The 23,433-nt window shown below is 52.6% G+C and carries 17 protein-coding genes, 6 tRNA genes and 2 pseudogenes; 9 read left to right on the top strand and 16 right to left on the bottom strand.

Translation table 11 applies throughout. From position 1 onward, the window contains the following. Window positions 1-249: 249 nt before the first annotated feature. The 8 genes and pseudogenes from iolG (at window position 250) to iolB (ending at window position 9,743) form a co-directional block, all read left to right on the top strand. Window positions 250-1,236 carry an inositol 2-dehydrogenase gene (iolG, locus tag D8682_RS09175; protein WP_064548697.1) on the top strand — a complete coding sequence of 329 codons (987 nt, stop codon included), beginning with the start codon at window positions 250-252 and terminating at the stop codon, window positions 1,234-1,236. 32 nt (window positions 1,237-1,268) lie between these two features. After that, window positions 1,269-2,198 (top strand): substrate-binding domain-containing protein, encoded by a 930-nt coding sequence (locus tag D8682_RS09170; RefSeq protein WP_064548695.1) that lies wholly within the window; start codon window positions 1,269-1,271, stop codon window positions 2,196-2,198. 146 nt (window positions 2,199-2,344) lie between these two features. Beyond that, window positions 2,345-3,892 (top strand): annotated as a pseudogene (locus D8682_RS09165) (sugar ABC transporter ATP-binding protein). A gap of 11 nt (window positions 3,893-3,903) precedes the next feature. Further along, a complete protein-coding gene (locus D8682_RS09160) occupies window positions 3,904-4,932 on the top strand; it encodes an ABC transporter permease (RefSeq protein ID WP_064548691.1) in 1,029 nt (342 codons plus the stop codon). A 14-nt stretch (window positions 4,933-4,946) separates the two neighbouring features. After that, window positions 4,947-6,080 carry a Gfo/Idh/MocA family protein gene (locus tag D8682_RS09155; protein ID WP_064548689.1) on the top strand — a complete coding sequence of 378 codons (1,134 nt, stop codon included), beginning with the start codon at window positions 4,947-4,949 and terminating at the stop codon, window positions 6,078-6,080. A gap of 9 nt (window positions 6,081-6,089) precedes the next feature. After that, window positions 6,090-8,003, top strand: coding sequence for a 5-dehydro-2-deoxygluconokinase (gene iolC, locus D8682_RS09150; RefSeq protein WP_121814113.1), 1,914 nt, complete (start codon window positions 6,090-6,092; stop codon window positions 8,001-8,003). A 10-nt stretch (window positions 8,004-8,013) separates the two neighbouring features. Further along, on the top strand, window positions 8,014-8,904 hold the full coding sequence (gene iolE / locus D8682_RS09145; RefSeq protein WP_121814112.1) for a myo-inosose-2 dehydratase: 891 nt from the start codon (window positions 8,014-8,016) through the stop codon (window positions 8,902-8,904). 23 nt (window positions 8,905-8,927) lie between these two features. Continuing rightward, a complete protein-coding gene (gene iolB, locus D8682_RS09140; protein ID WP_121814111.1) occupies window positions 8,928-9,743 on the top strand; it encodes a 5-deoxy-glucuronate isomerase in 816 nt (271 codons plus the stop codon). Window positions 9,744-9,803: 60 nt separating this feature from the next. Here iolB and D8682_RS09135 read toward each other — a convergent pair whose 3' ends face one another. The 9 genes from D8682_RS09135 to miaB form a co-directional block, all read right to left on the bottom strand. Continuing rightward, a complete protein-coding gene (locus D8682_RS09135) occupies window positions 9,804-10,529 on the bottom strand; it encodes an amino acid ABC transporter ATP-binding protein (RefSeq protein WP_064548682.1) in 726 nt (241 codons plus the stop codon). Further along, window positions 10,529-11,203, bottom strand: coding sequence for a glutamate/aspartate ABC transporter permease GltK (gene gltK / locus D8682_RS09130; RefSeq protein ID WP_064548680.1), 675 nt, complete (start codon window positions 11,201-11,203; stop codon window positions 10,529-10,531). Before gltK ends, D8682_RS09135 begins: the two co-directional genes overlap by 1 nt. After that, window positions 11,203-11,943 (bottom strand): amino acid ABC transporter permease, encoded by a 741-nt coding sequence (locus D8682_RS09125; protein ID WP_064548679.1) that lies wholly within the window; start codon window positions 11,941-11,943, stop codon window positions 11,203-11,205. Before D8682_RS09125 ends, gltK begins: the two co-directional genes overlap by 1 nt. Before the next feature lie 260 nt (window positions 11,944-12,203). Next, window positions 12,204-13,115: an amino acid ABC transporter substrate-binding protein gene (locus tag D8682_RS09120; RefSeq protein ID WP_064548677.1), complete on the bottom strand. Its 912-nt coding sequence runs from the start codon at window positions 13,113-13,115 to the stop codon at window positions 12,204-12,206. A 366-nt stretch (window positions 13,116-13,481) separates the two neighbouring features. Beyond that, on the bottom strand, window positions 13,482-15,023 hold the full coding sequence (gene lnt, locus D8682_RS09115; RefSeq protein ID WP_064548675.1) for an apolipoprotein N-acyltransferase: 1,542 nt from the start codon (window positions 15,021-15,023) through the stop codon (window positions 13,482-13,484). 7 nt (window positions 15,024-15,030) lie between these two features. Further along, window positions 15,031-15,909 carry a CNNM family magnesium/cobalt transport protein CorC gene (gene corC, locus D8682_RS09110; protein WP_064548673.1) on the bottom strand — a complete coding sequence of 293 codons (879 nt, stop codon included), beginning with the start codon at window positions 15,907-15,909 and terminating at the stop codon, window positions 15,031-15,033. Window positions 15,910-16,008: 99 nt separating this feature from the next. After that, the gene (ybeY, locus tag D8682_RS09105) at window positions 16,009-16,476 is read right to left on the bottom strand and encodes an rRNA maturation RNase YbeY (RefSeq protein ID WP_064548671.1); all 468 of its coding nucleotides are present in this window, start codon (window positions 16,474-16,476) and stop codon (window positions 16,009-16,011) included. Then, entirely contained in the window at window positions 16,473-17,534 is a 1,062-nt protein-coding gene (locus D8682_RS09100; RefSeq protein WP_162303007.1) for a PhoH family protein, read from the bottom strand. Before D8682_RS09100 ends, ybeY begins: the two co-directional genes overlap by 4 nt. A 200-nt stretch (window positions 17,535-17,734) precedes the next feature. Beyond that, window positions 17,735-19,162 (bottom strand): tRNA (N6-isopentenyl adenosine(37)-C2)-methylthiotransferase MiaB, encoded by a 1,428-nt coding sequence (gene miaB / locus D8682_RS09095; protein WP_064548667.1) that lies wholly within the window; start codon window positions 19,160-19,162, stop codon window positions 17,735-17,737. A 135-nt stretch (window positions 19,163-19,297) separates the two neighbouring features. On the opposite strand from miaB, the pseudogene ubiF reads away from it, so the two are divergent. Then, window positions 19,298-20,472: pseudogene (gene ubiF / locus D8682_RS09090) on the top strand (3-demethoxyubiquinol 3-hydroxylase). Between the two features lie 112 nt (window positions 20,473-20,584). Here ubiF and D8682_RS09085 read toward each other — a convergent pair. From D8682_RS09085 to asnB, 7 genes are all read right to left on the bottom strand, one after another. Continuing rightward, window positions 20,585-20,659, bottom strand: a tRNA-Gln gene (locus D8682_RS09085). Window positions 20,660-20,665: 6 nt separating this feature from the next. After that, window positions 20,666-20,742 (bottom strand) — tRNA-Met (locus D8682_RS09080). A 24-nt stretch (window positions 20,743-20,766) separates the two neighbouring features. Further along, window positions 20,767-20,841, bottom strand: a tRNA-Gln gene (locus D8682_RS09075). 55 nt (window positions 20,842-20,896) lie between these two features. Continuing rightward, window positions 20,897-20,971: transfer RNA gene (locus tag D8682_RS09070), tRNA-Gln, on the bottom strand. Between the two features lie 19 nt (window positions 20,972-20,990). Further along, a tRNA-Leu gene (locus D8682_RS09065) sits at window positions 20,991-21,075 on the bottom strand. 16 nt (window positions 21,076-21,091) lie between these two features. After that, a tRNA-Met gene (locus D8682_RS09060) sits at window positions 21,092-21,168 on the bottom strand. A gap of 251 nt (window positions 21,169-21,419) precedes the next feature. Continuing rightward, window positions 21,420-23,084, bottom strand: a complete 1,665-nt coding sequence (asnB, locus tag D8682_RS09055) for an asparagine synthase B (protein ID WP_064548661.1) — start codon at window positions 23,082-23,084, stop codon at window positions 21,420-21,422. Between the last annotated feature and the right edge of the window lie 349 nt (window positions 23,085-23,433).

Genomic DNA, 23,433 nt, shown 5'->3' with positions numbered 1-23,433 from the left:
GCTCCACTCCCTGCAATCAAGCTGAAACCCCCTCCCTTAAGTGATGCAATATTGTGCGATGTTGTGACTTTGATAACAAATCAGACCCATAAAATAGACAAAATGTTAACCTTGACTCAAAAATAGAATTTTCACTATTCATTAAAATGAAATAAATGTTTTATTTAAAGGGTCGTTAAATCAACTGTACGCATTGCCGGGGTCACCCCGGTACTTGACTCTAAAGCTATGCCAATATCGGGAGCCGCTATGTTTAACATTGCCTTACTGGGCGCAGGTCGCATCGGCCAGATCCACGCCGCCAATATTGCAGCCCACAAAGAGACCACCCTTTGGTCAGTTGTTGATCCGAACCAGGAAAACGCCAGCCGCATTGCCACGCTGTATCAGGCTCGCCAGCAGAGCGTAAGCGAAGCGATGGCCGACCCAAACGTCCACGCGGTGCTGATTGCCTCCGCCACCGACACGCACGCCGATTTAATTGAACTTGCCGCTTTCCACGGCAAAGCCATCTTCTGTGAAAAACCTGTCCACCTCGATTTGGCCCGCGTGCGTGACTGCCTGAAAGTGGTCAAAGAACGCGATGTGCCGCTATTCATCGGTTTTAATCGCCGCTTTGATCCTCAGTTTCGCCGCGTCAAAACCCAGGCTCAGCAAGGGCTGATTGGCAAACCTGAATCGCTGATGATTATTTCCCGCGACCCGTCGCCACCGCCTGCGGAATACGTGCGCGTTTCCGGTGGTATGTTCCGCGATATGACCATCCACGATTTCGACATGGCGCGTTTCATCATGGGTGAAGAGCCAGTGGCGATTTATGCCCAGGGCAGCAATCTGGTTGACCCGGCGATTGGCGAGGCGGGTGACATTGACACCGCTTTCATCGTGCTGAAGTACGCATCCGGCGCGCTTGCCACCATCGTCAATAGCCGCCGTTCGGCTTATGGCTACGATCAGCGCCTGGAATTGCACGGTTCAAACGGCTTGTTATGCGCGGGCAACATTCTGGAAAACCAGGTGCAGCATTTCGGTGCCAACGGCTGCAACAGCGCACTGCCTGAGCACTTCTTCCTGCAACGATACAAAGAGGCTTATGCCGCAGAGTGGCTGCATTTTGTCGCCATTTTACGTGGTGAAGCGAAGCCAGAGTGCAGCGGTGACGACGGTGAACGCGCGCTGTATCTGGCCGACAAGGCACTGGAATCCCTGCGTTGCCAGCGTGAAATAGCGTTGTAACTCCCGAACCCTACACATAAAGAGAGATAACAATGAAAAAAATTATTCTTGCTGCCCTCATCGCACTCGCTACCGCTCCGGCTTTCGCCGAAAACGAGCAAATTGTCTTTAGTACGCCAAACCTGGCGATGCCGTTTGAAGTGCATATGCAGCGCACTGCGGTAAAAGCCGCTAAAGAAATGGGCGTGCAGTTACAGGTGCTGGACAGCCAGGGCAGCTCACCTAAACAAGTGGCCGATCTTGAAAACGCCATTACGCGCGGCGCTCAGGGGTTTATCGTTTCACCCAACGACGTTAACGCGGTCTCCAGCGCAGTCAGTGAAATTCAGGATGCCAAACTTCCTGTCGTCACGCTCGACCGTACGGTCACCACCGAGAAAAAAGTGCCGCACTTTGGTGCCAATAACTATAAAGGCGGCCAGGCGGTGGCTGACTACGTGAAGTCGAAATTCCCCAATGGCGCGGAGATTATTCTGCTGACCGGCCAGCCAGGTTCTTCTTCCAACATTGAACGTACCAAAGGCATTCGCGACAGCCTGAAAGCCGGTGGCGATAAATACAAAATCGTCGCCGATCAGACCGGTAACTGGATGCGTTCCGAAGGGATGCGCATTGTAGAAAGCGTGCTGCCTTCACTGCCGAAAAAACCACAAGTCATTCTTTCTGCTAACGACGATATGGCGCTGGGTGCCATCGAAGCCCTTCAGGAACAAGGCGTGAAACCGGGTGAAATCATGGTCACCGGTTTTGATGCGGTGCCAGAAGCGCTGGCGCGTGTGCGCGATGGTTGGCTGCAAGTCACCGCCGATCAGCGTCCGGGCTACGCGGTGACCACCGCAATGAGCCAACTGGTTGCCAACATCCGCGAGAAAAAAGAGATCACCGGTGCCGATTACGCACCAACCATGATCACCAAAGAGAATCTGGATAAAGCTGAACGTATCGGCGAAGCCGGCAAATAGTATCCGTCATCTTTCAAGCTGCAGCTGTGTTGGCTGCCTTCCCGCACCCCAGTCACATAGTTCGCTATGTTCCTGGGGATGCGCTCAGTTGCCGCCGTGCTGCAGCTTGAAATCTAAAGGATACCTGCGGAAAGAGGAGCAGCCTGATGTCGCAATCCTTATTGAAAGTCAGCGAACTGGCGAAAAGCTTTTCCGGCGTTTGGGCGCTGAGCAATGCACAGCTCACCGTCGGGCAGGGGGAAATCCATGCGCTGCTCGGCGAAAATGGCGCGGGTAAATCCACGCTGTTGAAGGCACTGGCGGGCGCACAGCCGCAAACTCGAGGTGAAATCTGGTTTAACGGTGAAACGCTGGCGGTGGACGAGTCGCCGGTGGCCCGTCAGCAAAAAGGCATTATCACGATTTATCAGGAGTTTAACCTGCTGCCGAATATGACGGTGGCGGAAAATATGTTTCTTGGGCGCGAACCACGCCGTCGCAATTTAATCGTCGATGCCAAAGCGGTAAACCAGGAAGCGCAGGTGATTCTTGATTATCTGCAACTCAACGTGGCACCGACCACAGCGGTGGCGCGCCTGAGCGTCGCCCAGCAACAGATGGTGGAAATTGCCCGTGCGTTAACCCTTAACGCCAAACTGATCATTATGGACGAACCTTCGGCGGCGCTGAGTGACAGTGAAGTCGAAAGCCTGCACCGCGTGGTGCGCGAACTAAAAGGCCGCGGCGTCAGCATTATTTACGTCACCCACCGCCTGCATGAAGTTTTCCAGCTTTGCGACCGTTTTACCGTGTTCCAGGACGGGCGCTACACCGGCTCCGGCGAAGTCGCAGGCACCAGTGTTGAACAAATTATTCGTCTGATGGTGGGGCGCGATGTGGTGTTTGACCGCCGTGACTCGAGCCTGACCCATCATGAAGATAAACCCATTCGCCTGTCCGTGAAGGGGTTAAGCCGTGAGAAACCGCCGCTTGATCCGCACGGCATCGCGCTTAAAGACATCAGTTTTCACGTGCACAGTGGCGAAGTTCTGGGGATTGCCGGGCTGGTGGGTGCAGGCCGTACCGAGGTGGCGCGTTGCCTGTTCGGCGCGGACAAATTCACCCAGGGAACTTTCGAGTTAGACGGCAAACCTTACCAGCCGCAAAACCCAATGTACGCGCTGGAGTGTGGCATTGCCCTGGTACCGGAAGACCGCAAAAAATAGGGCGCGGTGCTGGGGTTATCGATTCGCGAAAACCTCACGCTATCAAGCCTGTCCTCGCTGCTGACCTGGCGCTATTTCGTCAGCCCGCGCAAAGAAGATGCGCTGATTGAAGCCTACCAAAAGGCGCTGCAAATCAAGATGGTCAACGCCGAACAGGAAGTGCGCAAGTTGTCCGGCGGCAATCAGCAAAAAGTGATTCTGGCGCGCTGCATGGCGCTCAACCCAAAAGTGCTGATTGTCGATGAACCGACGCGCGGTATCGACGTCGGCACTAAATCTGAAGTCCACCAGGTGCTGTTTGATATGGCTAAACAAGGCGTCGCGGTGATTGTTATCTCCTCAGACTTACCTGAAATCCTTGCGGTTTCCGACCGGATCATCACCCTCAGCGAAGGGCGGGTGACCGGCGAATTACACGGTGACGACGCTAACGAAGAACGGCTGATGACCCTGATGGCTATCAACCACCACGCTTTAAACGCCGCATAACGGGGGAGCCCATGACACAGATGATTTCCAAAACTCAGGCTCCGGCGAAGGGCGCATCGCGCTTTGATCCGATTGCCTTCTTTGAACGCTTTGGTGTGCTGATATTTATGATTCTGCTGCTGGTGTTCTTCCAGTTGCAAAACAGCAACTTCCTTAGCGAACGTAATATTTTCAACATCCTGACCGAAGTGTCGATCTACGGGATCATTGCCGTCGGCATGACCTTTGTGATCCTCACGGCGGGTATCGATCTCTCGGTGGGGTCGATTCTGGCGGTGTGCGCCATGACTGCCGCTTATGTGATTAAAGGCGACAACTTTACCACCGTGGATGCCGACGCATGGGGGGGTTTTAGCTGGTTGCTGGGGCTGGGGATTTGCCTCGCGATCGGCACGTTTATCGGTTTTCTGCATGGCCTTGGCGTCACGCGTCTGCGTCTGCCGCCGTTTATCGTCACGCTCGGTGGCATGACGATTTGGCGCGGCCTGACGCTGGTGATTAACGATGGTGCGCCTATCGCGGGCTTTGACGCTGGTTATCGCTGGTGGGGGCGCGGGGATATTCTCGGCATATCTGTGCCGATCTGGATTTTCGCCATCGTTTCTATTCTTGGCTATCTGGCGCTGCATAAAACCCGCTGGGGCCGCTTTGTCTATGCGATTGGCGGCAACCCCGAAGCGGCGCGCCTGGCTGGAGTCAACGTCAAACGGGTACTGGTCAGCGTTTATGTGGTGATTGGTTGTCTGGCGGGGCTTGCCGGGTTTGTGCTCAGTGCGCGTCTGGGCAGTGCCGAAGCGGTGGCGGGTATCTCGTTTGAGCTGCGCGTGATTGCCTCGGTGGTGATTGGCGGCACCTCGTTGATGGGCGGCTACGGGCGCATCAGCGGCACGATTATCGGTGCCATCATCATGGGCATTCTGATTAACGGGCTGGTGCTGATGAACGTCTCGGCTTACTACCAGCAAATTATTACCGGTCTGATCATCGTACTGGCGGTAGCGTTTGATACCTACGCCAAGAGCCGTCGTGGCGCGATTTAATCCAGGAACACACTATGAAAAAAGTCAGGATTGGTTTAATCGGCACCGGTTATATCGGCAAAGCCCATGCGATTGCTTACGCCCAGGCACCGACCGTATTTGATTTGCGCGGCGAGTTGGTGCGCGAAATGGTGGCAGAAGTGACGCCTGAACTGGCCGCCACACGTGCCGCCGCTTTTGGATTTAACCGCTCAACCGGCAACTGGCGCGAGCTGGTGGCGGATCCAAATATTGACGTGGTGGATATTTGCTCACCGAACCATCTGCATAAAGAGATGGCGCTGGAGGCGATTCGCCACGGCAAACACGTTTACTCGGAAAAGCCGCTGGCGCTTAACGCCCGTGATGCCCGATTGATGGTCGATGCGGCGCATTGTGCCGGAGTGAAAACTCTGGTCGGCTTCAACTACATGAAAAACCCCACCGCGCAGCTGGCAAAACAGATTATCGAGCGCGGGGAAATTGGCGAGGTTATCCACTTTTACGGCACCCATAACGAAGACTATATGTCTGACCCGCTCGCGCCGATTCACTGGCACTGCTTCAAAGAGACGGCTGGCCTTGGGGCGCTTGGCGATCTCGCGGCGCATATCGTCAATATGGCGCAGTACTTGGTGGGGGATATCCAGCAAGTTTGTGGCGACCTGAAAACCGTGGTGCCACAGCGCCCGGCACAGGCAGGCAGCAGCGAGATGGTCGCCGTGGAAAACGAAGATCAGGCACACGCCATGGTGCGTTTTGAGGGCGGGGCGCAGGGTGTGATTGAAACCTCCCGCGTGGCTTGTGGGCGCAAAATGGGACTGACCTGGACGGTGACGGGAACCAAAGGCGCGATCACTTTTACCCAGGAGCGCATGGCAGAGCTGAAGCTGTATCTGCAAAGCGATCCTGAAGGCCGCCAGGGGTTCCGCACGCTGCTCGTCGGCCCGGCGCATCCTGACTACGGCGCGTTCTGTATGGGCGCGGGTCATGGCATTGGTTTTAACGATCAGAAAACCGTCGAAGTGCGTGATTTGATCGACGGGATCGCCGCTGACGCGCCAATGTGGCCGGACTTTGAAGAGGGCTGGAAGGTGTCGCGCATCCTCGATGCTATCGCCCTGTCTCACCAGAGTGGCCGCTGGGTAAACGTATCTGAAATTGTTTGAGGACGGAGCATGAAACAAAAGCAGTTAGATCTGATTTGCATGGGGCGAGTCGCGGTTGATCTCTACAGCCAGCAGATTGGCGCACGCCTCGAGGATGCCAGCAGTTTCGCCCGCTATTTGGGCGGTTCATCGGGGAATGTCGCTTACGGAACGGCACGACAGGGGCTGAAGTCGTCGATGCTGGCTCGCGTTGGCGACGAGCATATGGGGCGTTTTCTGCGTGAGGAACTGACGCAAGTCGGTTGTGATACCAGCCATCTGATTACCGATACCGAACGGCTCACCGCGCTGGTGCTGCTCGGCATCAAAGACCGGGACACCTTTCCGCTGATTTTTTACCGCGATAACTGCGCAGATATGGCGATTACCGCCAGTGATTTTAGCGAGGAGTACATTGCCTCAGCGCGTTGTCTTGCCATCACCGGAACCCATCTTTCCCATCCCGCGACCCGCGAGGCGGTGCTGACCGCGCTGAACTATGCGCGGCGCAACGAAGTGCGCACCGCACTGGATATTGACTACCGTCCGGTGCTCTGGGGGCTGACGGCGCTGGGCGATGGGGAAACGCGTTTTATCGCCGCCCAGCAAGTCACACAGCAACTGCAATCGGTGCTGCATCTGTTTGATGTGATTGTCGGCACGGAGGAAGAGTTCCACATTGCTGGCGGCTCGACTGACACACTTACTGCCCTGAAACAGGTGCGTGAAGTGAGCGGCGCAACGCTGGTGTGTAAGCGTGGTGCACAAGGCTGTTCGGTGTTTACCGGCCAGATCCCGGACTCGCTGGGCGGCGGCATTAATGTCACGGGCGTGCGGGTTGAAGTGCTGAATGTGCTGGGGGCGGGCGATGCGTTTATGTCCGGCCTGATGCGTGGTTATCTCAATGATGAAGGCTGGGAGCAGGCGTGTCGTTACGCGAACGCCTGTGGCGCACTGGTGGTTTCACGCCACGGTTGTGCGCCAGCCATGCCGAGCAAAGTGGAGCTTGATGACTATTTAGCCCGCGAACAGCAAGTGCCACGCCCCGATCTTGACGCGCGTCTGAATCATCTGCATCGCGTAACCACTCGCCGCCGGCAGTGGCCGGAACTGTGCGTAATGGCCTTTGATCATCGCAGTCAGCTTGAAGATATGGCATTGAGCTGCGGGGCAGATTTAAAGCGCATTCCGGCGCTGAAGCAGCTGATTTTGCAGGCCAGCCGTGAGGCGGCAAAGCATGCCGAACTGGAAGGGAAAGCTGGTCTGTTGTGCGACGGGACTTTCGGCCAGGATGCACTGAATGCCATTACTGGCGAAGGCTGGTGGATTGGCCGCCCAATCGAGCTACCCGGTTCGCGCCCGCTGGAGATGGAACACGGCAATATTGGCTCGCAGCTGATTAGCTGGCCGCAGGAACACATTGTGAAATGTCTGGTGTTCTTCCATCCGGAAGATGCTCACGCTTTGCGCCTTGAGCAAGAGCAAAAGGTGACGGAGGTGTATCGCGCCTGTTGCCAGTCCGGCCATGAATTACTGCTGGAAGTGATTTTGCCCGCCGACATGCCGCGCAGCGATGACCTTTATTTGCGAGCGATCTCGCGCTTCTACAACCTCGGTATTTATCCGGACTGGTGGAAATTGCCGCCGCTTAGCAGCCAGGGATGGGAAGCCTTGAGCGAGCTGGTAGAAAAACGCGATCCGCATTGCCGTGGTGTGGTCATTCTTGGACTGGATGCGGCAGTGGAAGTGCTGCGCACCGGATTTAATGCGGCGGCAGATTATCCGATTGTGAAAGGCTTTGCGGTAGGGCGCACCTTGTTTGGTGAAGCGTCGCAGGCCTGGTTAAAACGCGAGATTGATGATGCGCAACTGATTGCCCGCATCCGGGACAACTACCTGCGGTTGATAGCCTTATGGCGTGCACGCGGGCAGACACAATTCTAAGGAGAAGATCATGACTGTACATTTAGGCATTAACCCACTGACCTGGACCAATGACGACCTGCCTTCACTGGGTGCTGACACTTCGCTGGAGACTTGCCTGAGCGAAGGGAAAGAAGCCGGTTTTGCAGGCTTTGAACTGGGGAATAAATTCCCGCGTGAGGCGCGTATTCTGGGGCCAATTCTGGATAAGCATCAGCTGAAACTGGTTTCCGGCTGGTACTCGGGCCGCCTGCTGGAACGCTCCGTTGAAGAAGAAATTGAGGCGGTGCAGCCCCATTTAACGCTGCTGCGCGAACTGGGAGCGAAGGTGCTGGTGTTTGCTGAAGTCTCTGGTTGTATTCACGGTGAGCAGCAAACGCCGGTTCACCTGCGCCCGCGTTTCCCTGCTGAACGTTGGGCAGAATATGGCGAAAAGCTGACGGCTTTTGCGCGCTACACCCAACAACAGGGCGTACAAATTGCCTACCATCACCATATGGGAACAGTGATTGAGAGCGCTCAGGATGTGGATAACCTGATGACTCACACCGGGCCAGAAGTCGGTTTGTTGCTCGATACCGGTCACCTTACTTTTGCCGGGGCTTCGCCGCTGAAAGTCGCCGAGCGCTGGATTGAGCGCATCAATCATGTGCACTGCAAAGACGTGCGCGCTGACGTGCTGGCGGATGTTAAAAACCGCAAGACCAGTTTCCTCGATGCCGTGCTGAGTGGCGTTTTCACCGTACCGGGCGACGGTTGTGTGGATTACCCGCCGATTATGGCGCTGCTGAAAAAACAAGGTTACAGCGGCTGGCTGGTGGTGGAAGCGGAGCAAGATCCGGCGATCGCCCATCCGCTGACTTACGCACGCCTGGGCTACAACAACCTCAGCAAACTGGCGCGGGATGCCGGGCTGATTTAACTGTGCTGATTTAAGGAGTACCGATGTCCAGATTACTTTCGCGCTGGCAACAGCCAGACGAGCAGGGGCGTACGCAACACATTACGCCGCATACGGCAGGCTGGGGATATGTCGGTTTTGACGTTTATCAACTGCGTGAAGGGCAGCGCCTGGAATTGCCCGCAGTGGATGACGAGCGTTGCCTGGTGTTGGTGGCAGGACGCGCCACCATCGACACGCCTTATGCACGTTTCCCGGAAATTGGTGACCGTATGAGCCCGTTTGAGCGGCGTAAACCGTGGGCGGTATATGTCACAAGCGGCGAAACGGTGCAAGTCGAAGCGCTGACCCAGCTTGAACTGGCGGTGTGTTCGGCACCAGGTAAAGGCACGCACACAACACGGCTTATCGCGCCGCAAGATATTGCTGCCGAGGCGCGGGGTAAAGGCCATAACCAGCGCTATGTGCATAATATTCTGCCGGAAGATAAAGCCGCCGACAGCTTGTTGGTTGTCGAGGTGTATACCAATGAAGGCTGCACCAGCTCTTATCCCAGCCATAAGCACGACACGGATAACCCGCCCAACGAAACCTATCTTGAGGAGACGTATTACCATCGCCTCAACCCGTCGCAGGGTTTCTGTATGCAGCGTGTGTATACCGATGACCGTTCACTGGACGAATGCATGGCAGTCTATGACAAAGACGTGGTGAAGGTGCCGAAGGGATATCATCCGGTGGCCACTATGGCGGGTTATGACAGCTATTATTTGAACGTGATGGCTGGGCCGGTTCGCAAGTGGATGTTTACCTGGGAGCAGGATCATGCCTGGGTAAATAGCGAGGAATATCAGGGGTAGACGCGGGTTTTAACTGAAAAGGGTGGATGCCATATAGCATCCACCCTTTTTTTTAGGCTTTTAGTGCAAGATTTTCGCCAGGAAGTCTTTCGCTCGCTCAGACTGCGGATTGTTGAAGAAGTCTTCTTTATTGGAATCTTCGACAATCTTCCCTTCATCCATAAAGATCACGCGGTTCGCCACTTTACGGGCAAAGCCCATTTCGTGTGTCACCACCATCATGGTCATGCCTTCGTTTGCCAGTTCGACCATCACGTCCAGCACTTCGTTGATCATCTCGGGATCAAGCGCGGAAGTTGGTTCGTCAAACAGCATGGCAACCGGGTCCATACACAACGCGCGCGCAATCGCCACACGTTGCTGCTGGCCGCCGGAAAGCTGCGCCGGGAACTTATCGGCATGCGCCGTCAGCCCAACGCGCTCGAGCAACTTAAGCCCTTTTTTACGCGACTCTTCTTTGTTGCGTTTCAGCACTTTCACTTGTGCCAGCGTCAGGTTTTCAATAATCGACAGATGCGGGAAAAGCTCAAAGTGTTGGAACACCATGCCAACGTGCGAACGCAATTCAGCCAGATTGGTTTTCTTGTGGTTTACCTGAGTGCCGTTTACCACGATCTCGCCTTTTTGCACCGGTTCCAGACCGTTGACGGTTTTGATCAGTGTTGATTTACCGGAACCAGACGGTCCACAAACTACCACCACTTCGCCTTTTTTAACGCTCGTTGAGCAGTCGGTTAGCACCTGAAAGTGACCGTACCATTTAGAAACATTTTTCAGGGAAATCATTACACTGTCCTTTTCTTCAAGTAGGTAACCAACAGCGAGGCACTCAAACTGATGACGAAATACACCAAACCGGCAAACAGAATCATCTCAACCTGGGTTCCGTCGCGCTCGCCAATGGTGGTCGCGGTACGGAAGAAATCAGCCAGGCTTAATACATATACCAACGACGTATCCTGGAATAAGACGATGCCCTGGGTTAACAGTAACGGCACCATCGCGCGGAAGGCTTGTGGCAGGATAATCAGTTTCATTGACTGCCAGTGTGTCATCCCGAGCGCCAGCGCGGCATGAGACTGCCCGCGTGAAATGCTCTGAATACCGGCACGAATAATTTCGGAATAGTAGGCGGCTTCAAACATCGAGAAGGCGACCATCGCCGAAATCAGGCGGATGTCCGTCTGTGGCGAAAGCCCCAGTACTTTCTGTAAGAAACCCGGCACCACCAGATAGAACCACAGCAGCACCATCACCAGCGGGATAGAACGGAAAACGTTGACGTAGGCGCTGGCAAACCAGGCGATTGGCTTGATTGGCGACAGGCGCATCACTGCCAGCAAGGTTCCCCACACGATACCGATGACCACCGCAGTGACCGTGATTTTCAGGGTGATAATTAACCCCTGAATCAGGTACGGCATAGCGGGTAAAATTGAAGTCCAGTCAAAATCGTACATTATTTGCCTCCCATGTTGCCAGGCAGGCGAATTTTACGTTCAACCACATACATCACCAGCATAATCACGGCGTTAATCAGCACATAAGCGAGTGTGATGGCGGTAAATGATTCGTAGGCGTGAGCAGAGTAGTCCAGCAATTTACCGGCTTGCGCGGCCATATCGACCAGGCCAATGGTTGATGCGATGGCCGAGTTCTTCACCAGGTTCATCATCTCAGAGGTCATTGGCGGCACAATCACGCGGTAGGCATTCGGCAGCAAAACATAACGATAGGCTTGCGGCAGGGTCAGCCCCATCGCGAGTGCCGCGTTTTTCTGCCCGCGAGGTAGCGATTGAATAGCAGCACGAACTTGTTCGCAGACACGAGCGGCGGTAAACAGACCGAGGCAAATCATCGACGAGAGGAAGAATTGTATATTCGGGTCAAGCTCAGACTTAAACCACATGCCGAGGTTTTCGGGCAGTAATTCCGGCACCACTAAGTACCAGGTAAAAAACTGCACGATAAGCGGCACATTACGGAATAACTCGACATACAGTGTGCCCATACCCGAAAGCCATTTATTCGGGACGGTACGCAAAATACCGAACAGTGAGCCGACAAAGAAAGCGATTATCCATGCGCAGATGGACAAGGCAACGGTGACCTGGAAGCCATTCCAGATCCAGCCCAGATAAGTGGTGTTGCCGAACGGGGCGGGCTGTAAAAATATTCCCCAGTTCCAGTCTATAGACATAACGTACTCCGAGAAAAAATTGAGGGTAGCACTAGCGCTACCCTCGAAGATTGATGAGAAGCTTGCACCCGTATTTCAGGTCATAGCCTGAGATTTTTGGGTACTTTCACGTCGGATGGGGAACGGCCATCCAACGCATAGTCTGTCCGAGCTTCAGTTCGTCAATCGAGAGGGCAAGGTCATCCCGGCCCCTGGTTCTATACCCGTCATCCTTCAAGCTGCAGGGGTGTTGGCTGCAACTCGAATGCTAACGGGTATGATTAATTAACTGCTTTATCGTTTGGTGTTTTGAACAAGGCTTTCATGTCGTCAGACAGCGCGAAGTTCATGTTGATGTTTTTCGGTGGGATTGGGTTCATGAACCACTTATCGAACCATTTAGCTGCTTCACCGGACGTTTGTGTCTGAGCAATGGTGTCATCCATCAGCTTTTTAAAATCAGCATCGTCTTTGCGCAGCATACAGCCGTACGCTTCGTGTGATTGCGGAGTGCCAACGATTTCCCAGTTATCCTGTTTCTTCGCTTTTGCACGCTCACCGGCTAACAGGGCATCATCCATCATAAAGGCGACAGCACGGCCACTTTCCAGGGTGCGGAACGAGTCACCGTGGTCTTTGGCGCTGATAATGCGCATGTCCATTTTCTTCTCTTCATTCAGCTTGTTAAGCAGAACTTCAGAAGTGGTACCGGAGGTCACAACCACCGCTTTGCCTTTCAGATCGGCAAAGTCTTTAATCTCGCCGCCTTTCTTAACCAGCAAACGAGTACCTACCACGAAGATAGTGTTGGAGAACGAGGCTTGTTTCTGGCGTTCCAGGTTATTGGTGGTTGAACCGCACTCAAAATCGAAAGTCCCGTTTTGCAGCAATGGAATACGGTTCTGAGAGGTAATCGGGATCAACTTAACTTGCAGGTCAGGTTTGTTGAGTTTTTTCTTTACCGCTTCAACGATGGCATTGGAATAAGCCTGTGAATAGCCGACCACTTTCTGTTGATTATCGTAGTAAGAGAAAGGAACGGAAGATTCACGGTGACCGACCACAATAACGCCATTAGCGGCAATCTTATCCAGAGTGCTTTGTTGAGCAGCAGGTTTCGCATCTTCAGCGTGCGCGATACCCGCGCCTAAACCCATAACCAGCAAAGCTGAGGCTAGTTTACGTAATTGCATGACCAACTCCTTTGTCCTAATGCCACAGGGCATTGATACCTGATGTGAATGTTATTTTGTTGTTGTGTGTTACTAAAACAGGGTGAAACTTGTTCTTTTGTTAACATTTAACATAGCTTGATGTAAAGAATTTGCTATCCAGATGTTTATTTTTGCGAAGTGCGCCGCACCGTTTAAAGGCAAAAATATCTCCTTGCACTACTTTAGTGCTCGTAATGTCATTGTTTGGTGCAGCTCAATGCTTCCTGCTACCCATAGGGTTTGGTTTCAGCATTTTGTTTGTTTCTAATGAGTAAATATTTGCAAAGGTTGTGCCAGAAATAAAAAAGGCCAGCAGTAGCTGGCCATTTTTAGGATGATGCGGGGTTAAAACTTGCGGCGAGAACGAAGAGCCAGCAGAACTGAGGCAAAGCCAAATATCAATGTCAGCCCCCACAGCGGCCAGTCACCGAAGCGCGCATACGGCGTAATACCGCGCGTTGGCGTGACCTTCGCTTCCAGCACTTCGCGCGTAAACTGCGGGATGACTGCATCGACATCGCCATCAGCATTCACCACGGCAGTGATGCCGTTGTTAGTGCTGCGCAGCAGTGGACGACCCAATTCCAGCGAGCGCATGCGTGCCATCTGGAAATGCTGCCACGGGCCAATCGACTTACCGAACCACGCATCGTTGGAAATGGTCAGCAGGAAGTCTGTGTCCGGACGGAAGTTATCACGCACTTGTTCGCCAAGGATGATTTCATAACAAATAGCAGGCGTGAGCTTGATACCGTTGGCTGCAAGCTGTGGCTGTAAATACGGGCCACGGCTAAATGATGACATCGGCAAATCAAAGAACGGGGCCAGCGGGCGCAGAATGGATTCCAGCGGCACAAACTCACCAAATGGTACCAGGTGGTTTTTGTTGTACCGATCGGCGCTGTTGTAGCTGTACTGGTTACCTTCACCCAGCGTGATAATGGTGTTGTAGGTGTCGTAGCGGTTTTGTTTATTCAAACGCGCGTCAACAATACCGGTAATCAGCGAGCTGTGTTTAGAGCGCAGCAGGTCGTCCATCATCGTCAGGAATTGCTGCTGGTTTATCTCCAGATCCGGGATTGCCGATTCAGGCCAGATAATCAGCTGGGATTTACCCATCTGCGGCTGTGTTTTATCGAGGTAAATCTTCAGCGTATTCAGCAACTGGTTTTCATCCCATTTCAGGGATTGTGGAATATCGCCCTGAACCATCGCGACATCGACGGTGCGTTCAGGCTGCGGTTGATACCACTGAATCGAACGTAACGGCCACGGTAGCAGCAACAACGCAGCGGCAATGACCGCAGGACGCCAGTTGCGTTCATGCAGTGCATAAACCAACAAGCCGCTGATAACCATCAGCAGGAAGGTGATGCTTTCGACGCCAAGAATTGGCGCAATGCCTTTTAGCGGACCATCAATCTGGCTATAACCAAATTGCAGCCACGGGAAACCGGTTAATACCCAGCCGCGCAGGAATTCAGTGAGTTGCCATAGCATGGGTGCTGCAATAGCCACACGCCACCACGTCGTTTTCGGGCAGAGTTTACTGAGGAAACCGCCAAATAAGCCGGTATATAACGACAAGTAAGCGGCAAGCAAAACCACCAAAAAGATATTCACCGGGCCAGGCATACCACCAAATTGCGCGATACTGACATACACCCAGTTTATGCCTGAGCCAAATAGCCCCAGCCCCCAGAAGAAACCAATCCAGGCGCTTTGAATAGGACGGCGATTGAGAGTCAGCCCCTGAAGCCCAGCCAAAGAAAGAATGGCGGCAGGCCAGAAATCGTAAGGGGAGAAAGCCAGCGTTCCGCAGGCACCAAAAAGCAGCGCCAGCAATAGACGAACGCGCTGGCGTCGAAGGAGTAGGGCTATAGCCATCTTTAAATTAATCTTCCAGTTTCGGTTGTGGCGAGTCGTCCGGAATTCTGACATGAACCTGAATCACACGGCGGCTATCTGCCATCGCGACTTTAAACTGATAACCATCAATTTCAATGGTTTCGCCACGGGCAGGTAAGTGGCCAAAGGCCTGCATCACTAATCCACCAATGGTATCCACTTCGTCATCATTGAAATGGGTAGCGAAGGTGTCGTTGAAATCTTCGATTGAGGCCAAAGCACGGACCGTCCATGTATGGCGGCTTAGCTGGCGGAAATCGCTATCTTCTTCGTCGTCGTACTCATCTTCAATTTCCCCGACAATCAGTTCGAGAATATCTTCGATAGTCACAAGGCCGGAAACCCCGCCAAACTCATCAATCACAATCGCCATGTGGTAGCGCTGCTGACGAAACTCTTTCAGCATGCGGTCAACACGCTTACTTTCTGGCACAACAACGGCCTGACGTAACACTTTTTCCATGCTAAATGGCTCAGTATCGCTGCGCATAAACGGCAGCAGATCTTTGGCCATCAGAATCCCTTCGATATGATCTTTGTCTTCACTGATCACCGGGAAGCGGGAGTGTGCTGATTCGATGATCACATCGAGGCATTCGTCCAGCGTCTGGTTGTGTTTGAGCGTTACCATTTGCGAGCGAGGGATCATGATGTCGCGGACGCGTTGGTCGGCGATGTCCATCACGCCTTCGAGCATGTCGCGGGTATCCTGATCGATCAGATCATTTTGCTCAGAATCACGGATGAGTGTCAGCAGATCGTCACGGTTTTTAGGTTCACCGTGGAATAGCTGGTTGAGAATCAGGGAAAAGAATCCCTTCTTACTGGCAGGCGTGTCACTGTTTTGTGAGTTGTCGTCGCTCATGGCGTTTGGTTTGAGGCCTCTCGATAATGAATTGATAACAGGCAGTTTAATCGTGCACTGCCTGCGGTTCTGCGCTCAGAAGGGTTAACCCTACAGAGACTATTCTTTCTCGGCAATGTACGGATCAGCATACCCAAGAGCAAGCATTATCTCTGTTTCCAGGGATTCCATCTCTTCGGCTTCCTCATCTTCAATATGATCATAGCCAAGCAGATGCAAACTACCGTGGATGACCATATGTGCCCAATGTGCATCCAGCGGTTTTTGCTGCTCTTTTGCTTCTTGTTCCACCACCTGACGGCAAATAATCAGGTCGCCCAGTAACGGAAGTTCAATGCCTGGCGGGGCTTCAAACGGGAACGAAAGCACGTTGGTGGATTTATCTTTCCCACGGTAAGTGAGGTTCAGATCGTGGCTCTCTGCATCATCCACCAGGCGAATCGTAACTTCTGATTCTTCCTGAAACTGTGGAATGACCGCATCAAGCCAGGTCTGAAATTGTTCTTCCGTTGGCAGGCCGCTTGCGTCTTCACACGCGACCTGTAAATCCAGTATTACCTGACTCATTTACTCTCCTGAGCGGCAGCATTGATTGCCATCGCTTCTCGCTTGCGCTCTGCTGCGAGTTCATCTTTACGAACCTGTTCGGCGTTTTCCCACGCTTCATAGGCATTCACAATGCGTGCCACCACCGGGTGGCGTACTACGTCTTCGCTGTTAAGGAAGTTAAAACTGATTTCATCGACTTCGGCCAGCACCTCAATGGCGTGGCGCAGGCCGGATTTCAGATTTTTTGGCAAATCGATTTGGGTGACATCACCAGTAATTACTGCTTTGGAGTTGAAGCCAATGCGCGTCAGGAACATCTTCATCTGTTCGATGGTGGTGTTCTGGCTTTCATCAAGAATGATGAAAGCATCGTTTAATGTACGCCCCCGCATGTAGGCCAATGGTGCGACTTCAATAACATTGCGCTCCATTAGCTTTTCAACGCGCTCAAAACCGAGCATCTCAAACAGGGCGTCGTAAAGCGGACGCAAGTAAGGGTCGACTTTTTGGCTTAAATCGCCAGGCAGGAAGCCCAGTTTTTCACCGGCTTCGACGGCTGGGCGCGTCAGCAGAATACGACGGATATCTTGACGTTCCAGCGCATCCACTGCCGCAGCAACTGCGAGGTACGTTTTACCGGTACCAGCAGGGCCGACGCCAAAGGTGATGTCATGGTCGAGAATATTGGCGATGTATTGCGCCTGATTTGGCGTGCGTGGCTTGATAACGCCACGTTTGGTCTTGATATTGACCGCTTTGCCGTACTCAGGAACACTTTCGGCAGACTGTTCCAGGACGCGAATTTCTTTGATGGCGAGATGGATTTGTTCAGGGGTTATATCCTGAGTCTCGCCGCGCATCGGCGCGGTATCAACGTACAGATTGCGCAGAATATCTGCCGCGGCGTTTACTAAAATCGGGCGACCCGTGAGCTTGAAGTGATAGTCGCGACGGTTGATTTCGATCCCCAGCCGACGTTCAAGCTGCTTGATGTTGTCATCAAATGGGCCACACAGGCTTAGCAGACGCGCATTGTCTGCGGGTTCTAGCGTAATTTCACGTGTTTCGATATTCAAACTTATCCTCGGGGTCACTCTGGGCCAGTTGAAGGAGTTGCTGCATTAACGCAGGCCATAAAAAGATTATTTACGGCGAGTGAAGATGGTGCAAGCCTGGTTTTTGATATTTGGGTGGCTGATTCAGAATGCAAGTGCAAATACTGAAAATGCCCGTCGGTTCACGGCGTTAGTGAACCGACGGGCAAAGCAGGGAGGAATTAAGGCTGATAAATTCCAACGCCGATTTCATTTTCTTTACGAGTGCGGGCAATAACTGACTCCGGAGACTCGGCAATACGCAGGCCCATCTGGTCTTCGGTGCGCACGACTTTTCCGCGCAGTGAGTTGTTAGTAGCCACTTCAGTAATTTCGACATCGACAAATTTACCGACCATGTCCGGGGTGCCTGCAAAGTTGACGCCACGGTTGTGTTCGGAACGACCGGTCAGCTCCATAATGTTTCTGCGTGACGTGCCTTCAACCAGAATGCGTTGTGTGGTGCCAACCATTTTCCGGCTCAACTCCATTGCTTGCTGGTTGATGCGGTCTTGCAGAATATACAGACGCTGTTTTTTCTCTTCTTCTGGCACGTCGTCAACCATATCGGCGGCGGGGGTGCCAGGGCGTGAGGAGAAGATGAAGCTGTAGCTGACGTCAAAATTCACATCGGCAATCACTTTCATGGTTTGCTCGAAGTCCTGCTGGGTTTCACCAGGGAAGCCAACGATAAAGTCAGAGCTAATCTGGATATCTGGACGGGCTGCGCGCAGCTTGCGAATCGTCGATTTGTATTCAAGAGCGGTATGGGTACGACCCATCAGGTTCAACACACGGTCTGAACCACTTTGAATCGGCAGATGCAGGAAACTCACCAGCTCAGGCGTATCACGATAAACTTCGATGATATCGTCGGTGAATTCAATCGGGTGGCTGGTGGTGAAACGAATACGGTCAATACCGTCAATTGCCGCCACCAGGCGCAGCAGTTCAGCGAATGAACAGATACCGCCATCGAAAGTCGGCCCGCGGTAAGCATTCACGTTTTGGCCAAGCAGATTCACTTCACGCACGCCTTGCGCTGCGAGCTGTGCGATTTCAAACAGCACATCATCACACGGGCGGTTCACTTCCTCACCGCGGGTATAAGGCACCACGCAGTAAGTACAATACTTGTTACAGCCTTCCATAATAGAAACGAAAGCGGTCGGGCCATCGGCTTTTGGCTCTGGCAGACGGTCAAACTTTTCGATTTCCGGGAAACTGACGTCAACGATTGGGCTACGGTTGCCACTAACTTTGTTGATCATTTCCGGTAAGCGATGCAGGGTTTGCGGTCCGAAAACGATATCAACATAGTGCGCGCGACTGCGGATCAGCTTGCCTTCCTGGGAAGCAACGCAGCCGCCAACGCCGATAATGATATCGGGATTTTTGCGCTTTAAGAGTTTCCAACGGCCAAGCAGATGGAATACTTTTTCCTGGGCCTTTTCACGGATAGAGCAGGTATTGAGCAGCAATACGTCCGCTTCTTTTGGGTTATCCGTGAGGATATAGCCATGCGTGCTGTTCAGCAGATCGGCCATCTTCGATGAATCGTATTCGTTCATCTGACAGCCCCAGGTTTTGATATGGAGTTTTTTTGTCATCGACTTGCCATTGCTCAGTTAAAGCCAGGAATTCAGGCCGCGTATTGTAATGCTTTGGCCTTGATGTGACCAGCCTACGAAACCGGCGTAAAAATCCGGTAGAATCAGGATAGACAATTTAAGGACAAAATCATCATGTTGAACCAGCCAATAGATGTTGCGGTAGTCGGCGGGGGATGGTCGGCGCGGCTGCCGCTCTTGGTCTCGCGCAAAATGGTTTTCAAGTGGCAGTGATTGAGCATCAGGCGCCTGCTGCCTTTGACGCCACAAGCCAACCCGATGTGCGTATTTCGGCTATCAGCAGCGCGTCAGTGGATTTACTGAAATCGCTAGGTGTCTGGCAGGCGATTCGGGCAATGCGTACACATGCGTATCGCCAGCTTGAAACCTGGGAGTGGGAAAGCGCACACGTGAGCTTTAATGCCCAGGAGCTTGGACTGCCAGAACTGGGTTATATGGTTGAAAACCAGGTTTTGCAGCTGGCTTTATGGCAGGCGCTGGAAGCTCATCCGAACGTTACGTTGCTCTGCCCGGCTCAAATTGACCGTATGCACGGGCAAGCAGGGAAGTGGACGCTGCATTTTGCGGATGAGCAGACCTTAACGGTGCCGATGGTGATTGGTGCTGATGGTGCGAATTCACAGGTGCGCCGCTGGGCGGGCATTGGTATTCATGCCTGGCAATATCGCCAGTCTTGCATGTTAATTACCGTGAAGTGCGAGTCTCAGCCTGGCGACAGTACCTGGCAGCATTTCACACCAGCAGGGCCGCATGCGTTTTTACCGTTGTTCGATAATTGGGCATCTCTGGTGTGGTACGACTCACCGGCTCGAATTCGCCAGTTGCAAAATATGTCGATGCCGCAGCTGCAAAAAGCCATTCAAGCGAATTTTCCTGAACGCTTAGGCAAAGTCACTCCCGTCGCCAGTGGCGTATTCCCGCTGACGCGTCGCCATGCATTGCAATATACGCAGCAAGGTCTGGCATTAATTGGCGATGCTGCGCATACCATTCACCCGTTAGCCGGGCAGGGGGTAAATCTCGGTTATCGTGATGTGGAAGCGCTGCTTGATGTGATGATCAATGCGCGTAGTTATGGGGAGAATTGGGCGGATGCGCGAGTGTTAAAACGCTACCAGACGCGCAGGCAAGCGGATAACTTCCTGATGCAAAGCGGCATGGATCTGTTCTACGCCGGTTTCAGTAACAACGTAGGGCCGCTGCGAGTCATTAGAAATCTGGGGCTGATGGCAGCAGAACGCGGTGGTGTACTGAAACGCCAGGCGTTGAAGTATGCGTTAGGGTTATGAGTCGATAGTTTTTCGTAGGTCGGATTAGCGTTAGCGACATCCGACTTCAATTCAGACGAGATTATTCAAACGCAGAAAAGCAAAAAGCTCGCCGAAGCGAGCTTTTCATTTTTGGCTGGGGTACGAGGATTCGAACCTCGGAATGCTGGTATCAGAAACCAGAGCCTTACCGCTTGGCGATACCCCAAAAATATGGTGGCTACTACGGGAATCGAACCTGTGACCCCATCATTATGAGTGATGTGCTCTAACCAGCTGAGCTAAGTAGCCTAATTTTAAAACTATTTCTTCGACTGGCTGGGGTACCTGGATTCGAACCAGGGAATGCCGGTATCAAAAACCGGTGCCTTACCGCTTGGCGATACCCCAACTTAGGGCGCACAAAACTAACGTGCTATGTCGAAAACTGCTATATCAAAAAAATTGGCTGGGGTACCTGGATTCGAACCAGGGAATGCCGGTATCAAAAACCGGTGCCTTACCGCTTGGCGATACCCCATCCGTGCAACGCGTTAAAATGGTGCGGGAGGCGAGACTTGAACTCGCACACCTTGCGGCGCCAGAACCTAAATCTGGTGCGTCTACCAATTTCGCCACTCCCGCGCTAAAAAAAGAATAATGGTGGCTACTACGGGAATCGAACCTGTGACCCCATCATTATGAGTGATGTGCTCTAACCAGCTGAGCTAAGTAGCCTTCTTTTTTTCTGCGTAACCTTATCGGCGTTGCGGGGCGCATTATGCGTAGTTGGACTTCTAGCGTCAACAAATTTTTTCCCGAAAAGTCGCGGAAATTGTCTGTTTGACTAGCTTACGAACAGCTTGATGCAATATTCGTCAATTATCGGTTATTTCGTGGTTTTATTTGATGAAAAGCCCCGAATAAGGGCTGGGGATATTGCAGAAACAAAAACGGGCCCGTAGGCCCGTGTGTCTAATTTTGCTCGCTTATTTGTAAGCGGACTGGTGAACGCCTACTGCACGGCCTGATGGATCATTCATTGTTTTGAAGGCTTCATCCCATTCAATGGCCTTAGCGGACGAACAGGCAACGGATGGGCCGCCTGGAACACATTGCGCAGCACTTGGCAGTGGGAACAATTCTTCGAAGATTTCACGGTACAAATAAGCTTCTTTAGAGCCTGGTGTGTTGTACGGGAAGCGATAGCTTGCGGTTTCCAGTTGTTGGTCGGTGACCTGACCCGCAGCAACTTCTTTCAGCGTGTCAATCCAGCTGTAACCTACACCATCGGAGAACTGCTCTTTCTGACGCCATGCCACACTTGCTGGCAGATAGGATTCAAAACATTCACGAAGGATATGTTTTTCCATCTTGCCGTTGCCGCACATTTTGTCTTTCGGGTTGATACGCATCGCGACATCGAGGAATTTTTTGTCCAGGAACGGTACGCGAGCTTCAACACCCCAGGCCGACATCGCTTTGTTAGCACGCGCACAGTCGAACATATGCAGTGCTTGCAGCTTGCGAACGGTTTCTTCGTGCAGCTCTTTATCGTTTGGCGCTTTATGGAAGTACAAGTAGCCGCCAAACACTTCATCAGAACCTTCACCAGAAAGTACCATCTTGATGCCCATGGCTTTGATTTTACGTGACATCAAATACATTGGGGTAGAGGCGCGAATAGTGGTCACATCGTAAGTTTCAATGTGATAGATAACATCGCGAATCGCATCCAGGCCTTCTTGCACGGTGAAATGAATTTCGTGGTGCACGGTGCCTAAGTGGTTCGCCACTTCTTGCGCCGCAATCAGGTCAGGAGAACCGACCAGGCCGACCGCAAAGGAGTGCAACTGAGGCCACCAGGCTTCTGAACGCTCTTCATCTTCTACACGACGCGCAGCAAATTTCTTGGTAATTGCAGAGATAACGGATGAATCCAGACCACCAGACAGCAGCACGCCGTACGGCACGTCAGACATCAGGTGGCTTTTTACGGAATCTTCCAGCGCCTGGCGCAATTCGTTTTTGTCGGTGACGTTATCTTTTACTGCATCGTATTCGAACCAGTCACGCTGGTAGTAACTACGGATTTCACCGTCTTTACTCCACAGGTAACTACCCGCCGGGAATTCTTTAATGGTGCGGCAAACTGGAACCAGCGCTTTCATTTCGGAAGCGACATACATGTTGCCGTGTTCGTCATAACCCATATACAAAGGGATGATGCCGATATGGTCGCGGCCAATCAGGTAAGCGTCTTGTGTTTCGTCATACAGAATGAAGGCAAACATTCCCTGCAGGTCATCGAGGAACTCTGGGCCTTTTTCCTGATACAGCGCCAGGATGACTTCGCAGTCAGAACCTGTCTGGAATTCGTAACGGTCACCGTATTCTGCGCGCAGCGCCTGGTGGTTGTAGATTTCACCGTTAACTGCCAGTGCGTGAGTTTTTTCTTTGTTATACAGCGGCTGTGCGCCAGCGTTGACGTCAACAATAGAGAGGCGTTCATGGGAAAGAATGGCTTTATCATTTGCGTAAACACCAGACCAGTCCGGGCCGCGGTGGCGCATCAGACGAGACAACTCAAGCGCTTTTTTACGCAATTCGACCGCATCGGTCTTGATATCCAGAACACCAAAAATTGAACACATAGAACTCTCTCCGTAATGCTTCTGTGAGCCATTAAATTGTTTATACCCGTCATACTTCAAGTTGCAGGGGTGTTGGCTGCACTATTCGGCTCATCCATGAGCCTCACCCCTTTGGGGCTGCCGCAAGCGGCGTTCAAATCTGCTCCGGGCAGATTTGTCACAAACCCCTGTCACTTACTCAAGTAAGCTCCTGGGGATTTGCTCCCTTGCCGCCTACCTGAAACTCGAATTATTTTGGGTATAGTTGCGTTGCATGACTATGAAAATGCGCAATCATTGACGGGAATGCAAGCCCTTTAGTCTTTCAGGGGTAAATAGTTCAATTGCGATTGTTGATTATTGAAAAATG

The sequence above is a fragment of the Buttiauxella sp. 3AFRM03 genome, from assembly GCF_003675305.1.
GTDB classification, from domain to species: domain Bacteria; phylum Pseudomonadota; class Gammaproteobacteria; order Enterobacterales; family Enterobacteriaceae; genus Buttiauxella; species Buttiauxella ferragutiae.
This window is presented reverse-complemented; position numbering and strand designations above follow the sequence as displayed.

Coding starts and splice junctions, on each gene's coding strand:
- iolE (WP_121814112.1), top strand. CDS start 8,014: ATGACTGTACATTTAGGCATTAACCCACTGACCTGGACCAATGACGAC.
- D8682_RS09155 (WP_064548689.1), top strand. CDS start 4,947: ATGAAAAAAGTCAGGATTGGTTTAATCGGCACCGGTTATATCGGCAAA.
- corC (WP_064548673.1), bottom strand. CDS start 15,909: ATGAGCGACGACAACTCACAAAACAGTGACACGCCTGCCAGTAAGAAG.
- ybeY (WP_064548671.1), bottom strand. CDS start 16,476: ATGAGTCAGGTAATACTGGATTTACAGGTCGCGTGTGAAGACGCAAGC.
- D8682_RS09135 (WP_064548682.1), bottom strand. CDS start 10,529: ATGATTTCCCTGAAAAATGTTTCTAAATGGTACGGTCACTTTCAGGTG.
- iolG (WP_064548697.1), top strand. CDS start 250: ATGTTTAACATTGCCTTACTGGGCGCAGGTCGCATCGGCCAGATCCAC.
- lnt (WP_064548675.1), bottom strand. CDS start 15,023: ATGGCTATAGCCCTACTCCTTCGACGCCAGCGCGTTCGTCTATTGCTG.
- iolC (WP_121814113.1), top strand. CDS start 6,090: ATGAAACAAAAGCAGTTAGATCTGATTTGCATGGGGCGAGTCGCGGTT.
- D8682_RS09125 (WP_064548679.1), bottom strand. CDS start 11,943: ATGTCTATAGACTGGAACTGGGGAATATTTTTACAGCCCGCCCCGTTC.
- D8682_RS09120 (WP_064548677.1), bottom strand. CDS start 13,115: ATGCAATTACGTAAACTAGCCTCAGCTTTGCTGGTTATGGGTTTAGGC.
- D8682_RS09160 (WP_064548691.1), top strand. CDS start 3,904: ATGACACAGATGATTTCCAAAACTCAGGCTCCGGCGAAGGGCGCATCG.
- miaB (WP_064548667.1), bottom strand. CDS start 19,162: ATGACAAAAAAACTCCATATCAAAACCTGGGGCTGTCAGATGAACGAA.
- asnB (WP_064548661.1), bottom strand. CDS start 23,084: ATGTGTTCAATTTTTGGTGTTCTGGATATCAAGACCGATGCGGTCGAA.
- D8682_RS09170 (WP_064548695.1), top strand. CDS start 1,269: ATGAAAAAAATTATTCTTGCTGCCCTCATCGCACTCGCTACCGCTCCG.
- iolB (WP_121814111.1), top strand. CDS start 8,928: ATGTCCAGATTACTTTCGCGCTGGCAACAGCCAGACGAGCAGGGGCGT.
- gltK (WP_064548680.1), bottom strand. CDS start 11,203: ATGTACGATTTTGACTGGACTTCAATTTTACCCGCTATGCCGTACCTG.